Genomic DNA, 14,856 nt, shown 5'->3' with positions numbered 1-14,856 from the left:
TTCTATTTCAAATGGGAATATAATAAAGCGCTGTCATTTCCCTGTAATAGTACAGCGAAATGTGATTTAGTATAATTATATGACCGACCGATTTTTTCACTCGTCATGTGCCTATTTTGTTAAACGCTTACAAAACAATTATTTACATGATTATTATTTTTAGGGGGAATTATGAATGGAATCAACAATCGAAAAACGTTTAGGGTTAAAAGAACTAGCAAGTAAAGTTGTATCTGCTGAAGAGGCTGCAAAATTAATTTCAAATGGCGACGTAGTGGGTATGTCAGGCTTTACACGTGCTGGAGATGCAAAAGTTGTACCAATGGCTCTTGTAGAACGCGCGAAAAACGAAACATTCAAAATTGATGTTTACACAGGTGCTTCATTAGGTCCTGAAGTTGATAACTACTTAGCAACTGCTGGTGGTATTCGTAAACGTGGACCATTCATTGGTGACCGCGGAATCCGTACACTAATCAACTCGGGCGATGTATTATATGCAGATATGCACTTATCGCACAACGCTGAACAATACCGTCAAAATATCTTCGGTAAAGTAAACTATGCGATTATTGAAGCCGTAGCAGTTACAGAAGATGGTTATATCATTCCAACAACTTCAGTTGGTAACTCACCAATCATTTGTGAAGTAGCTGAAAACATTATCATTGAATTAAATATTACACATCCTGAAACTTTAATCGGTATTCATGATATTTATATTCCTGGTGAGCAAGGTAAGCGTGAAGCAATCCCTATGACAGATGCAACACAACGCATCGGTGAAAAAGGAATTAAAGTTGATCCAGCAAAAATTAAAGCAATCGTTGTTTCTGAAGAACCTGATGCACCTTCATTAATCGTGCCTCCTGATGAAGAAACACAAACAATGGCGAACTACCTACTTGATTTCTTCCGTAACGAAATTAAAGAAGGTCGCTTAACAAATGAATTAATGCCTCTACAATCAGGTGTTGGTTCAGTAGCAAATGCTGTATTAGATGGTTTCGCAGACGCAGAATTTGAAAACTTAGTTGTTGCTTCAGAAGTATTACAAGATGCTGTATTCAATCTAATTGATGCAGGTAAAGTACGCTTCGCAGCTGCTACTTCAATTACATTAACTGAAGAATTACAACAAAAGGTATATGGTAACTTAGAGAAATATGCAGACAAGATTACATTACGTCCACAAGAAATCTCTAACCACCCAGAATTAATTCGTCGTTTAGGATTAATCTCAATCAACACTGCACTTGAAGCAGATATTTACGGCAACGTAAACTCAACGCACGTTTCAGGTTCAAAAATGATGAACGGTATTGGTGGTTCAGGTGACTTCGCACGTAACGCACGTCTTGGCATCTTCGTTACAAAATCATATGCTAAAGGTGGGGCTGTATCTTCAATCGTACCTATGGTTACACATGTTGACCATACAGAGCATGATGTAGATGTAATCGTTACAGAACAAGGTGTTGCTGATTTACGTGGTCTTGCACCAAAAGAACGTGTTCCATTAATCATCGAAAACTGTGCACACCCTGATTTCCGTGAACAATTATGGGAATACTACAATGCTGCAGTTGAAAAACACGGCAATGTACAAACTCCACACTTATTAAACCGTGCATTCGAAATGTACGACAATCTTGAAAAAACAGGTTCAATGAAAAAACAAAATCAACCTGTAGAATAAGAGTCACTTCAAATACGAGTATCCTTTTGGATGCTCGTATTTTTTATGCCCTCCCCCTTTTGTTTTATTTTCGCGTTTCTTTCGATATTTTCTAAGAAACTATGTCAGTTTCCTGTTTAGTTCCATCTAGCCTATAGTCGTACCTATGTAGACGTGTTATAATGGAGGTATTGTGAAAAAGGAGGTACTTACATGATTCAAGTAAGTAATGTAGCTCTTCGTTTCGGCGATCGTAAGCTATTTGAAGACGTTAATATTAAATTTACACCTGGTAACTGTTATGGCCTAATCGGTGCAAACGGTGCTGGTAAATCAACATTTTTAAAAATTCTTTCTGGTGAAATCGAGCCACAAGAAGGCCATGTAAGCATGGGGACAGATGAACGTTTAGCTGTCTTAAAACAAAATCACTTCGAATATGAAGAATTCCAAGTGCTTGAAACAGTTATGATGGGTCATAAAAAATTGTATGAAGTTATGCAAGAGAAAAATGCCATCTATGCAAAAGATCCATTTACAGATGAAGACGGTATTCGTGCTGCTGAATTAGAAGGTGAATTCGCAGATATGAATGGTTGGGAAGCTGAATCAGATGCAGCAATCCTTCTACAAGGTTTAGGAATTCCTGATTCAATGCACTATATGACAATGTCTGAACTAACAGGTTCTGAAAAAGTCAAAGTATTATTAGCGCAAGCTTTATTCGGTAAGCCAGACGTTCTATTACTAGATGAGCCTACCAACCACTTAGACTTAAAAGCAATCCAATGGTTAGAAGAATTCTTAATCAACTTCGAGAACACTGTCATCGTTGTATCGCATGACCGTCACTTCTTAAATAAAGTATGTACACATATCGCTGACCTTGACTTCTCTAAAATCCAAGTTTATGTAGGTAACTACGACTTCTGGTATGAATCAAGTAAATTAGCACAACGTATGTTATCAGATCAAAACAAGAAAAAAGAAGAGAAAATCAAAGAATTACAAGCATTCGTTGCTCGTTTCTCTGCGAACGCTTCAAAATCAAAACAAGCGACTTCTCGTAAAAAGATGTTAGAAAAAATCGAGTTAGATGACATTCGTCCATCTAGCCGTAAATATCCATTCATCAACTTTACGATGGAACGCGAAATCGGTAATGACGTATTAACAGTTGAAAGTTTAGGTAAAACTGTAGATGGCGAACAACAATTTAAAGATATGCGCTTCTCAATGAATCGTGAAGATAAAATTGTTTTACTTGGTAATCCAATCGCTAAAACAGCTTTATTAAAAATCATCGCTGGTGAAGATGAAGATTTTGAAGGTTCTTACAAATGGGGCGTTACAACTTCTCAAAGTTACTTCCCATTAGATAACGAAGAATTCTTCCAAGGTTCTGAAAAAACATTAGTTGATTGGTTACGCCAGTTCTCTCCAGAAGACGAAACAGAAACATTCTTACGTGGTTTCTTAGGTCGTATGCTATTCTCTGGTGAAGAAGTGAAAAAATCACCTGCTGTTTTATCAGGTGGCGAAAAAGTACGTTGTATGTTATCTCGTATGATGTTATCACATTCAAACGTATTACTTTTAGATGAACCAACAAACCACTTAGATCTTGAATCAATTCAAGCATTAAATGAAGGCTTAACAAGCTTTAAAGGCGCGATGATTTTCACATCTCATGACCATCAGTTCATCCAAACAATCGCAAATCGTGTAATTGAAATCCGCGAAGACGGTTCAATTTTAGATAAGCAATTAACATATGATGAATTCCTAGAGTGGAAAGCAACAAATAAATTAGATTAATTTAAAATACAGAAGAAATCACAATGATGTGGTTTCTTCTTTTTTATACAAAAAAAGCACATACCCGAAAGTATGCACTCTAAAATTTGATTTAATAAGCACCAAATGACGCATTTGTCTTGAATGGTTCATTTGGATTCAAGTTTAACTCTGTACGCAATTCTTTGCTTAAGTTTTGTAACTTCTGTTGATCTGCTACAAAATACGAAACGCCATTAATTCGCGTTTCATAACCTTCAATTTCTTTTGATTCGATTTTTAGATTCTCCATCTTTAAATATTGATTTTGGATAGCAAATAAATCTGAAATCGATAAACTTGTTTTCACATTTTTGCCGAAGATTTTTGTTAATTCCCCTACTTTTAATAATGTATTCGCAGATTTTAACTGTTCAACAGTTGCTTGAATAAACTGTTGTTGGCGCTGTTCACGTGAATAAACATCATTGACATCACGCTTACGCATACGCACAAAGGCAAGTGCTTCCTCTCCTGTTAAACGAGTCTCGCCAGCTTTGAAATCAATGCGCTGTTTATTATAGACATTTGTTTCCCAGAAAGGATATTTGATGTCTATATTAATACCACCTAGTGCATCCACTACATCACGAAATCCATCAAAATTAACTGTTACAAAAGCATCAATCGGAATATTCAATAATTTTTCGGTTGTTTCCAACTGTAACTTCTCTCCACCATACGAATTAATCTGTCCATATGTCATTGCTGCGTTAATTTTATGTACACCCGTATATTCGCCCGCATTGTCAATTTGAACACGTGTATCACGTGGTACAGTCGTTAAAATCACTTTACTTTCTTTTGGATTGAATGTTGCGACTAATTGTGTATCTGCACGTGCAGTTTCTGTATTTTTCGCATAATCTTCAATGCCTAGCAATAGAATGGAGAAGGGATCATCACTATATGAAACTTCCTTTTCTCTCAAATCTGACTTATTTGCTTCACGTTGTAGTGATACTTTGGAATCGTTCAATGCCCCTTTAACAGATATCACTGAATAAATCAGGTAGCTACTAACAACAGCTAAACAAAGGACTAACAACCATAAAGAACCATGCAGCAGCCTCTTTCGACGTCGTTTGGACGTTCTTGTTTTTGCACCCATGTATATTCCCCCATATAACTTCTATCCTAAAACCAATTGTATCATAAACTACTATTAATTGTCATAAAAATATACCTTTAATCACTATGATGATATAATATTCAATTCTCTTTTTTACATTAAAAAAAGAAAACAACATTGCTTTTATGTGTTTTCTTTTTAATTTAAAGATTTTCTCTTGTACACTATTTTTTCATGACATTTGCTGCTTGTGGTCCACGCTCACCTTCGATAATTTGAAATTCTACAGCTTGTCCCTCATCCAATGTTTTAAACCCATCACCTTGAATCGCTGAAAAATGAACAAAAATATCTGCTCCTTCTTCTGATTCAATAAAACCAAAACCTTTTTCTGCGTTAAACCATTTTACTATACCTTGTTCCATTTATCTAACCTCCATACTATTCATTATATCCATAATAACAAATAATTCAGAAAATAAAAAATGAAATAGAAAAGAGGCTAGCCGAAGCTAGCCTCTGTAATTGTAAATTAAAGTTTTACAACGTTTTCTGCTTGTGGTCCACGGTTACCTTCAGTAACTTCGAACTCAACTGCTTGACCTTCGTCTAAAGTTTTGAATCCTTCGCCTTGGATTGCAGAGAAGTGTACGAATACATCGTTTTCTCCTTCAACTTCGATAAAGCCAAAACCTTTTTCTGCGTTAAACCATTTTACTGTACCTTGTTTCATGTGTAAAAACCTCCAAAATAAAAAGTGAACATATGAATCTAATTATACCTTTGCAAAAATTCACATATTACAATAAGTACCGACATAAACCCGATCACTTTTTGTAATATGTGAATAGAAGTACCGGTAATACAAGTTTCATTTGTTAAATTTATTATAACATACCACTTTATGTTGTCAATAAATTTGAATATATTTGACAATAATTTCTTTCATTTTTTGACATTTTCTTCTACTACTTCCCATATTACCCCATGGTAAACAGGTAAACAATCTGCACAGTTTTCACAGTATTCTCTTTCATCATCAGACCAAAAAGCCCAAAAACGCTCTTTTTTATGCATCATATTCATATATTTTTTTGAAAACTCTTCAATTAATTGTTGTAAATATTGACTTGCTTCTTGTTCATTATCATATGTGACTTCTGTCACGACATGTTCTTCCCAACCTTCAAACTGCCACCATGGCTCGTAGTCTGCTTTCATGTAAATCACTTTATACATAATATTCCTACTTTCTAAAAAAATTACTTATGTGCCAATATATCTTTTTTACTACACTATCCTCTTAAAATATGCTAAAATAACTAAAAAAGCTTTAACCAAAAAATGGAGGTTTATACATGTTTTCTTCACTTCGCCCAAAACTTAAAATGAATCAATTATTAGAACGTGGTACTGATATTCAAACAATTGAACGTTTTCAAAAAACGCTCGCATTCAATCATTTTACATCAAACGACGAAAAAAATTTACGTTATTTATATGAAACATTGGCTAGTTCAACTCCATCTATGAAAGAAATTTTCACACAATATTTAACAGAATTATCTCCTGATAGCCACCATAAAATTGCTGATGAGATGATTGAACATTATCTTGTAAACTTTTTTACAGCTGATCGCGACGAACACTATGTAAATGAGACGTTACGATTCTTTGATCAGTTCCGAAAACATCAATTTGAACCTGGAAAAACGATTGTGATTTTCAATCAATTCGCATTCTATGTGACAACACACGTATTATACAACTTTGGGTTTAAACCTTCCAAAGCATTCGACTTAATGCGCTCATTTCAATCTGCAGTGAATGTCGATCAAGAATTATTATTTGAATCTTTTACAGAGCGCACACTTGAAAGATCCGTATCTGAAATTGTCCGTTTAATTGAGACAAACTCTAAAATCATGTATATGAAAGACTTAATTTATAGTCTAGATCGCCAAACAGATGAGATTCAATCTTCTACTGCTGCAACTGAAGAGATTACTGCTTCGATTGCAGAGATTGCACGTACTTCTACCCGAATTTCAGAAAAAACAAACCAATCAGTTGAATATGCACTTCATTCACAAAATGAAATTGGTGGTGCTTTAAATGAAATTATGAAAACAGGTGAGACATTCTCTACAATTGTTGAGTCATTTAGCGAATTACAAAAACGTGTCGGTGACATTGAACACGTTGTCACTTTGATTAATGAAATCGCTGATCAAACGAATTTACTAGCACTAAACGCATCAATCGAAGCAGCGCGTGCAGGTGAGCATGGCAAAGGTTTTGCAGTTGTTGCACAAGAAGTTCGTAAGCTTGCAGAAAATACGGTATCTGCTTTAACAGAAGTATCTACGAATGTGAAGCATTTAAAATCATATTCAAATACGGTTCAAGAATCGATTACAAGTACAACAAAAATTATTAAAGAAGCTACTACTGAAGCAAAAGAGTCACTTCCACTTCTAAATCAAATTGTCGACGAGATTTCAGATATCAACGATGCAGTTAAAACCACTGCTTCAATTTCTGAAGAACAGTCTGTTGCGATTGATGACGTATCTAATCGCATGGTACAGATTACCGATTTACAACAAGATATTCGTGAACTTGGACAATCGACTTCTGTTGGTGTACATCAATTAAGTAAAGAGATTGATGCATTCCGTCTAAGTGTTGTCAATAATGCAAATGTACAGCTTTCAAGCTATGCTCTGTTGCAATTATCAAAAGCCGATCATATTTTATGGAAATGGAAAGTATATAATATGTTCTTAGGTTTAGAACATATCCGTCCTGAAGATGTGTCTTCGCACATGGATTGTCGTTTAGGTAAATGGTACAACTCAGAAAAAGCACGTGCTCGTTTTGCGAATGAGCCCGCATATCAACAATTAGATACGTATCATGCACAAGTACATGAACTAGCAAAACAAGCTGCAACTGCTTATTCACACAACGACTTACGTACAGCTGAACAGTGCTTGTCTAAACTAGAAGAAGCATCATCATATGTGATAGAATTAATTGACGAACTCATTCACAAGATTGAACTACAACGTGGTCAATAATTCGACAAATTATTTCAAAAGAAAATATTTTGAATTGAAACCTTCTACATTTTAAAACGTATATTAACAAAAGAGTGTAAGGAGGGAATTACATGTTACACGCTGGACATACAGCATTACGCTACTTCATTTCATTTGTAACGATACCTGTTACATTTATGATTGCGATGTCAGGATTCCATTTGGGCTTTTGGATTAGTCTTGTAATCGCCGCGCTCGTTTACATGGCGAGCAACTTTATTATAAAAGTCTATCAACGATACAAGAAAAGAAAGCAATTTGGTCTTACCAAATCAGAATATAATCACATCGAAGCGCAGATTCAAGAGGCGCGAGAATCACTTTACAACTTTAACCGAATGGCGACACGCGTTCGTTCAATTTCAGGTTTTAAACATTTATTTGAGATGAGTCGTTTATCAAAACGCATTATTTCAATTGTGCGTGCAAACCCTCCGAAATTCTATCAAGCAGAAATCTTTTTCTATTCTCACCTACCTTCTGCTGCTGAATTAACGGAGAAATATGCTTATTTATCGAAACAGCCGATTAAAGATACGGAGATGCATCTTGCACTCCAACGCACACGTGATGCACTTGAAGATCTTTTTGTGTCATTAGAAAAAGATCTTCGTCAAATTTTAGCAGCTGATATCGAAGAATTAAAAGTCGAGCTTGATTTTGTGACGCGACGAAGTGAGCGCAGCTCGAAGGAGGAGTCTTAATCTATGCAAGAAAATCAGTCAAATAAATCAGTCGATGATTTACTGGCAGATCCATTTACGATGAATCCTCTGCCACAGCAACAAACGATTCAACCAGAAATTCAAAAAGATGCACCGGTTCGCCAATTAGATCGTTTAACACCTGAAGATCAAGAAAAAGCACGTCAATTAGCTTCTCAAATTCCAACAGGTAGTTATGAAGCAATTTTAACGTATGGTGCAAATGCACAAAATGCTTTATCGAGCTTCTCAAATAAAATGCTCGACCATGTACAGGCGAAAGATATTGGGCCTGTCGGCGATATTTTGAAAGATTTAATGACAAAATTAAATGAACTTGATCCTGAAGAATTACATCAAGACAAACCAAAAGGCTTACGTAAACTTTTTGGTAAAATGCAAAAATCGATTCAAGAAATGATGTCGAAGTATCAAAAACTGAGTACACAGATTGACCGTATTGGTGTGCAACTTGAACATTCAAAACGCGGTCTTGTAGATGATGTTCAAATGCTCGACCAATTATATGAACAAAACAAAACGTACTTTGAAGCATTAAATGTCTATATCGCTGCAGCTGAATTAAAGCGCGATGAAATCACGAACGATATTTTGCCAAAATTACGTGCAGAAGCTGAAAAATCGAATGATCAAATGGCGATTCAAGAAGTAAATGATTTAGCACAGTTCGTCGATCGTTTAGAAAAACGTATTTACGACCTACAGCTATCGCGCCAGATTACGATTCAATCTGCTCCGCAAATTCGTATGATTCAGCAAACGAATCAAACATTAGCTGAAAAAATTCAATCTTCGATTATGACAGCGATTCCGCTTTGGCGTAATCAGATTGCCATCGCCCTTACATTGAACAATCAACGTAAAGCAGTCGAAGCGCAAAAACAAGTAACTGCGACAACAAATGATTTATTATTAAAGAACTCTGAAATGCTGAAGATGAACACGATTGAAACAGCGCGTGAAAATGAGCGCGGTATCGTAGAAATCGAAACATTAAAAGCAACACAAGAGAACTTAATTTCAACAATCGAAGAAACATTACAAATTCAAGCAGAAGGACGTCAAAAACGTCGTGAAGCTGAAATTGAAATTGGTCGTATGGAAGAAGATTTAAAACAGCGTTTACTTTCGATTCAAACGAAACAACAAGGCTATTAAGATAAAAAGGAGTCATTCCCCGTCATAGAGGAATGGCTCCTTTTTTTACATACTTTGTACAACGAGTGATAAAACTTTTCGTAACGTACGAAGTGTCATATCTGAAAATTGCGCTACATCACTTGCGACAATAGACTGTCTACCATAGATCGTTGAAAATAATTGAAGTTGCTCTTCACTCGGTTCTGATGTATTTAAAAATAGATGTAATACGGTAATCCCTTGCTTCTCTGCTTCAATAACAGCTTCAGCAGTATCTAATATACCATTCTGTGCATATTCAAAAGCAGAAGGTTCCCCATCGGAAAAAACAAGTAAAAAGCGATGTTTTTCAGGTCGCTTCTTTAAACGCTCTGTCATCCAGCGAATCGCAAAGCCATCTCGATTATCTTCATGCGATGTCATCGCTGCAATTTTTTCACTAGCATCCACTGCCCCGTCCTCTAAACGATGAATCCATTCAAATGTATTCGGCTGCACTTCTTTTGTCGCTTCATAAGCATCTTCATAAAATAAAGTCATCTCATGCGCAATCTCAAGTGAACGCAGTACATCATGGAATAATAGAACCGCCTGTTTTGTTTCATCCATTTTATCCATCATAGAAGCGGAACCATCAATTAATAAACCAAATACAGCATCTAGAGGTTTAGAAGGTGCATCTTTTTTATAAAAAGGACGTGGGCGATTCTCTGTAACAAATGATAAAAGTTGTTTTGAATCTAAACGACCATAACTAAGATGCGTTCGTCGACTCATCTTCTTTTGTGCCATGCGTTTTCGTAATTCTTGAACAAGTGCGCGTACCATCGGCTCTTGTTGTAATCGCCATTTTTCCATGACCGATTTTGGTGTGATGTCCTCTCCATGTGTAGTAATCATCTTCTCTTGATAGATTACTTGTTCATGTTCACGTCCAAATACTTCACCAGACTTGGTATATTTCTTTTTTAGTGATTTTGTTGCTAAGCTTTCTTCTTTTTGTGGTTTAGCAGTCGCATCGACGTCGCCACCCGTTCCAACTTCTGTCGGTGGTTGACCATCCTGTCCTTCCACTGCTTCATCTGATAAAGATTTCCCTTCGTTTCCCCGCTCTAACTCAAAGCGTAAATGGGTCCCTGTATCATCTTGTGATTCACGATGCCAACTTCTAAAAGTTTCTTCGATTGTTTCTTTAGCTTCATCACTGCCTTCTTCCATCCCGCAAACACCATCATGTTCATGATCTGGAATAAAAGGTGCTGCTTTCAACTGATCTAGTAAAGCGTAGACATCCAACTGAATATCTTTTTTTAGAATTTCTTCAATCTGCGGTACAAGTGCCCAAATAATACGAATCGTTTCCTCTGTCGATTGACTATCGAATACGTGCTGCCATTTATATAGTAAATCGCCAAATGTGTCGAATATTCCACCTGTCGGTAAGCGCAAACTACCTTCATATAGAGCGATATAAAAATAATTTAATAATGCTTCTGCTAGAAAGCCTTTTTGATGATGCACATGAATTTGATGTTGGTATGTCGCTAAATAGGCTTGTGCACGCAATCGAAAAGCTTTTTTTGTACCTGGACGTTTTTTGGCGACAGACTCCATCAAACGAAATTCTTCTGCCATAATAAGCTGTTGTTCGAAAAACTTCGGATAGTTCAGCTCTGTTATTTCTTCTTGAAATTCATGCCAAGCTCTTTGTGAAAAATGACGCCAAAACCCCTCTGCTAGTAAATAAATATCAGATAAACGGCCTAAATGCGTTTGTTCAGCTGTTCGATGACGCCAAAATACAGACATGGATATCGTTTGTTCTTTCGGATTGAATTCCATTAATTGTCGTTCTGTTAGATGAATATGTGGATTTCCCGAAAGTGCCTGTGCTAAATTCTCATAGGTAATCATCTGTCTTGCATCGATTTGTTCATTATTAAATTGAATAAATCTACTCATCTCTGCCATATCGAATCACCTACTCCATCCATGTTTTTGCTAATTCAATAACTAACTGCTTTTCTGATGCATCATCTAATTTTTCTGCAATGGCATATCGCACTGCACGAATTGGTGACATGTATTGCGCTAACTCAATCGCATCTAATAAACTTCGAATCGACGCTGCTTCCTCACTCACTAAACCATTCTCTGCTTGTTTTCGCAAATCTGTCGCAAGTGACAGCATACTATTTTTTAAAGTTGCTTGAATCGTCGGGAAGTATTCATCCACTAATCCCGCTAATTGTTCACCTGTAATATATGGAATCGCAAAAGAAACAAAACGGTTTTTTAGCGCTTCATTCATCGGTGTTGTCCCGATGTATCCTTCATTAATTGCGGCAATGACGCCAAAGTTTGGATGCGCTTGAATAACCTCACCTGTAAATGGATTCGTCAACATACGGCGATAATCCAATACACTATGCAAAATCGGTAATGTTTCAGGTTTTGCCATATTAATTTCATCAATATAAAGGAAATGTCCTTCTTTCATCGCTTTTACAACAGGACCTTCCACAAAATCAATCCATGTCTGTCCTTCCTTTTGTACAACTGTTTTAAAACCAAGTAAACTTTCCGCATCTAAATCAACCGAACAGTTAATACTATGCATCGGTTGTTCAAATAATGCCGCAATCGATTCTGCTAATTTCGTCTTCCCTGAACCAGAAGGACCCTTTAGTAAAATCGCTTTTTTCAGTACGACACTTAATAGAATATCTTCGTATAAATAAGCATCTGGTGATTTATAACCACCTTCTGGAATAAGTGATTGCCACTCATTATTTTCATGGTCTTTCGTACGCTTTACAATTTCTTGTTCAATCAGTTCGTGCATCGTCGCTTCCCCCTATTCTAAAAAAAGAAAAACTCCCCCGATGAGACGGAGGAGCTGTTTTCTGTAAATCGCTCAATTATGCGAAATATTCTTTGTAGTAACCACCGACGTGGCCTGAGTTATCAACTACAAAATAAAACTCGTCTGTTTCATTTTTCACTTCATACTCTTTACCTACTGTTAGCATATTCGATACTAAATATTTTTTTGCATTTGTATGTTCGCATTTGACCGTTTTAATTGTTGGTGCATCTTTCCAATTTAAATGTATCATGTTCAAACAACCTCTCTACTCGCATTTACTCTCTTATTCTAACTCATTTTTAGAGAAATGTGTTAATTTTTTTACGCCCTTTTCATTTCATGCTATGCTAGATAAAACAATGGTTTTGGAGGTTCAATATGTTATTAATGTTCGGTAGTGTTCCAACTTGGTTCTTCATTATCGCTTTTTCATTCATCATTCTATTTTTCATTTTTTCAGAATGGCTGACACGCAAATAAGGTTTATTACTATCTTTTCAGTGGAAAAAGAGTGTAAAATAATTTTTCTTTGAAAGGAATGTGACTTCTCGTTGAAATTGACAGAGGCAGGAAAAGCATTTATTCAAAAAGCCATCGCAAATGAAGAAACCTTAAAATTACGTTTTTATGGTATTTATCAGTCGGGTGATTTCACGATTGGAGCAGATATTGATACGCTAATTGATACGGATCATATTATCGAAGTAGAAGGTTATGAAATTGGCGTATCGCCTGAAGTGATGAGCAAATAAAAAAAAGCAACGATTCACGCCCAATTACACACACAAGATAAAGGTTTGATTTTATTAAATTGCAAATAGTAAAACAGAGAGACTTCATTTTTGGCGTCTCTCTTTTTCTTTCAATTCAAAATTTACATAGACGCTTGTTTTTCTATTACACAATAACATACAATAGAACAGAACGGAGGTTATGCAAGATGTTGAAAGGTTATTTAGCGAACGGATTATTTAGTTTAGGTGACCGTTTAGTGAACGAAATGATTGCAAAAGCAGTTCGTCACACGTTACCAAACGTCGATTTATACGTACCACAAGAAAATGATGCAATTAATGATAAAACAGCATTTGCAAATAGTGAGCAGATTGCATACGCAGATATTGAAGCATTAAAAATGAGTGACTTTTTAATAGCAGTCATTGATGGTGTTGAAATCGACAGTGGTGTTGCCGCAGAAATCGGTGCTTTTTCAATGTTAAATCGTCCTATTTTCGCTGTATTTACAGATTCAAGACAACAAGGGCGCGACAACATGAAGAAAATTGAAGCACTACGAGCAGACGCTGTTGAAAATCAATTCGTCTATCGCAACTTATTCGTTGTTGGCTTAATTAAGCAAAATGGCTGTGTTTGTACAACAATTGATGAATTAACAGTCGAACTGAAAAAACAATTCATGTCGTAACTTTCCTCATGCATTCGTTTATTTTATTGAGATAGAGGAGTCTTTTTTATTTATGTGGTTTTTATATGCAATGTTAACATGGGCATGTTGGGGCGCAGCCAACTTGTTCTACAAAAAAGGGTCAGATCCTGCCGACCGCAATAGTCATGCCAAAATTACAATCATGGTTGGTCTTGTCATGGGTGCACATGCAACCATCTATATGCTTGTTAAAGGTTTATCATTAAATCTTGATGATATGATTACGTATTTACCTGTTTCTGCACTTTATATTTCTTCAATGGTGTTTGGATATGTTGGTTTACGTTATTTGGAATTATCAATTGTCGCACCACTTCAAAATTCTTCAGGTGCAATTACCGTCATTTTACTATCTATTTTCTATCCAAGTGATAATAACTGGTTACACTATGTAAGTATTTCGATTATTTGTATCGGTGTTATTTGGATTGCTGTACTTGAAAAACAACAAGATGATTTAATTCGCCATCAATCTGGCGTTGTCATCGAGAAAAAATATAAGTTCGGCTTTTTCGCCTTACTATTCCCATTACTATACGCTGTATTAGATGGTCTAGGAACATTTGCAGATGGTGTTGTCTTAGACAAGACGAAACTATTATCAGAAGATGCAGCGTTAATCGCCTATGAATATACATTCTTCATTGTAGCGGTTATTTACTGGGCGTACTTAGCAGTTGTAAAAAATGAAGTTGTCAACATCTTCAAACAAGGAGATCGAACAATTGCGGCATTACTCGAAACAGCTGGTCAATTCTTCTATGTCTATGCCATTGCTGCTTATGCAATTGGTGCTGCACCACTGATTTCGTCATTCTGTATTTTCTCTATTATCTTATCTCGCATTTTCTTAAAAGAAAAATTATCAACGCGTCAATATTTTGTCATCGGCATTATCTTAGTCGGTATTGTCTTACTCGGCTATGCAGATGAATTATAAAATGAAAGAGATAATTCATTTCTCTTTTTAAAGTTCGCAAAAAAA

15 protein-coding genes are annotated in these 14,856 nt (G+C 36.0%); 8 read left to right on the top strand and 7 right to left on the bottom strand.

Features of this window, described 5'->3' with window-relative positions; all coding sequences use genetic code 11:
- The first annotated feature begins 175 nt into the window (after window positions 1-175).
- Both ACKVQX_RS07325 and ACKVQX_RS07320 read left to right on the top strand, forming a co-directional pair.
- Entirely contained in the window at window positions 176-1,699 is a 1,524-nt protein-coding gene (locus tag ACKVQX_RS07325; RefSeq protein WP_068453820.1) for a succinate CoA transferase, read from the top strand.
- A 192-nt stretch (window positions 1,700-1,891) separates the two neighbouring features.
- Window positions 1,892-3,496, top strand: coding sequence for an ABC-F family ATP-binding cassette domain-containing protein (locus ACKVQX_RS07320; protein WP_068453821.1), 1,605 nt, complete (start codon window positions 1,892-1,894; stop codon window positions 3,494-3,496).
- Window positions 3,497-3,587: 91 nt separating this feature from the next.
- Here the strand turns inward: ACKVQX_RS07320 and ACKVQX_RS07315 are convergent, their stop codons facing one another.
- From ACKVQX_RS07315 to ACKVQX_RS07300, 4 genes are all read right to left on the bottom strand, one after another.
- Window positions 3,588-4,625, bottom strand: a complete 1,038-nt coding sequence (locus tag ACKVQX_RS07315) for an LCP family protein (RefSeq protein ID WP_068453822.1) — start codon at window positions 4,623-4,625, stop codon at window positions 3,588-3,590.
- Between the two features lie 185 nt (window positions 4,626-4,810).
- Window positions 4,811-5,011, bottom strand: a complete 201-nt coding sequence (locus tag ACKVQX_RS07310; protein ID WP_068453824.1) for a cold-shock protein — start codon at window positions 5,009-5,011, stop codon at window positions 4,811-4,813.
- Between the two features lie 107 nt (window positions 5,012-5,118).
- Window positions 5,119-5,319 (bottom strand): cold-shock protein, encoded by a 201-nt coding sequence (locus tag ACKVQX_RS07305; RefSeq protein WP_068453826.1) that lies wholly within the window; start codon window positions 5,317-5,319, stop codon window positions 5,119-5,121.
- A gap of 212 nt (window positions 5,320-5,531) precedes the next feature.
- Window positions 5,532-5,825 (bottom strand): DUF1033 family protein, encoded by a 294-nt coding sequence (locus tag ACKVQX_RS07300; RefSeq protein ID WP_068453828.1) that lies wholly within the window; start codon window positions 5,823-5,825, stop codon window positions 5,532-5,534.
- A gap of 119 nt (window positions 5,826-5,944) precedes the next feature.
- Between ACKVQX_RS07300 and ACKVQX_RS07295 the strand changes: the two genes are divergently transcribed.
- The 3 genes from ACKVQX_RS07295 to ACKVQX_RS07285 all read left to right on the top strand — a co-directional run bounded on the left by ACKVQX_RS07295 (window position 5,945) and on the right by ACKVQX_RS07285 (window position 9,573).
- Complete coding sequence (locus tag ACKVQX_RS07295; RefSeq protein ID WP_409136154.1) at window positions 5,945-7,669, top strand: methyl-accepting chemotaxis protein; 1,725 nt, start codon at window positions 5,945-5,947, stop codon at window positions 7,667-7,669.
- A gap of 92 nt (window positions 7,670-7,761) precedes the next feature.
- Window positions 7,762-8,394: a 5-bromo-4-chloroindolyl phosphate hydrolysis family protein gene (locus tag ACKVQX_RS07290; RefSeq protein WP_068453832.1), complete on the top strand. Its 633-nt coding sequence runs from the start codon at window positions 7,762-7,764 to the stop codon at window positions 8,392-8,394.
- A 3-nt stretch (window positions 8,395-8,397) separates the two neighbouring features.
- Complete coding sequence (locus tag ACKVQX_RS07285; RefSeq protein WP_068453833.1) at window positions 8,398-9,573, top strand: toxic anion resistance protein; 1,176 nt, start codon at window positions 8,398-8,400, stop codon at window positions 9,571-9,573.
- A gap of 45 nt (window positions 9,574-9,618) precedes the next feature.
- Here ACKVQX_RS07285 and ACKVQX_RS07280 read toward each other — a convergent pair whose 3' ends face one another.
- The 3 genes from ACKVQX_RS07280 to ACKVQX_RS07270 all read right to left on the bottom strand — a co-directional run bounded on the left by ACKVQX_RS07280 (window position 9,619) and on the right by ACKVQX_RS07270 (window position 12,674).
- Entirely contained in the window at window positions 9,619-11,526 is a 1,908-nt protein-coding gene (locus ACKVQX_RS07280; protein ID WP_409136153.1) for a vWA domain-containing protein, read from the bottom strand.
- A 10-nt stretch (window positions 11,527-11,536) separates the two neighbouring features.
- Window positions 11,537-12,400, bottom strand: coding sequence for a MoxR family ATPase (locus tag ACKVQX_RS07275; RefSeq protein WP_068453835.1), 864 nt, complete (start codon window positions 12,398-12,400; stop codon window positions 11,537-11,539).
- A 76-nt stretch (window positions 12,401-12,476) separates the two neighbouring features.
- The gene (locus tag ACKVQX_RS07270; RefSeq protein ID WP_068453836.1) at window positions 12,477-12,674 is read right to left on the bottom strand and encodes a DUF6501 family protein; all 198 of its coding nucleotides are present in this window, start codon (window positions 12,672-12,674) and stop codon (window positions 12,477-12,479) included.
- A 301-nt stretch (window positions 12,675-12,975) separates the two neighbouring features.
- On the opposite strand from ACKVQX_RS07270, the gene ACKVQX_RS07265 reads away from it, so the two are divergent.
- From ACKVQX_RS07265 to ACKVQX_RS07255, 3 genes are all read left to right on the top strand, one after another.
- Window positions 12,976-13,176: a hypothetical protein gene (locus ACKVQX_RS07265; protein WP_409136152.1), complete on the top strand. Its 201-nt coding sequence runs from the start codon at window positions 12,976-12,978 to the stop codon at window positions 13,174-13,176.
- A gap of 188 nt (window positions 13,177-13,364) precedes the next feature.
- Window positions 13,365-13,850: a nucleoside 2-deoxyribosyltransferase gene (locus ACKVQX_RS07260; RefSeq protein WP_087680523.1), complete on the top strand. Its 486-nt coding sequence runs from the start codon at window positions 13,365-13,367 to the stop codon at window positions 13,848-13,850.
- 52 nt (window positions 13,851-13,902) lie between these two features.
- A complete protein-coding gene (locus tag ACKVQX_RS07255) occupies window positions 13,903-14,811 on the top strand; it encodes an EamA family transporter (protein WP_087680524.1) in 909 nt (302 codons plus the stop codon).
- The last annotated feature ends 45 nt before the right edge of the window (window positions 14,812-14,856 follow it).

This window comes from Kurthia sp. ISK08, from assembly GCF_046159805.1.
Taxonomy (GTDB): domain Bacteria; phylum Bacillota; class Bacilli; order Bacillales_A; family Planococcaceae; genus Kurthia; species Kurthia gibsonii.
The sequence above is the reverse complement of the archived record's forward strand: the minus strand, read 5'-3'. Positions and strand labels throughout refer to the sequence as shown.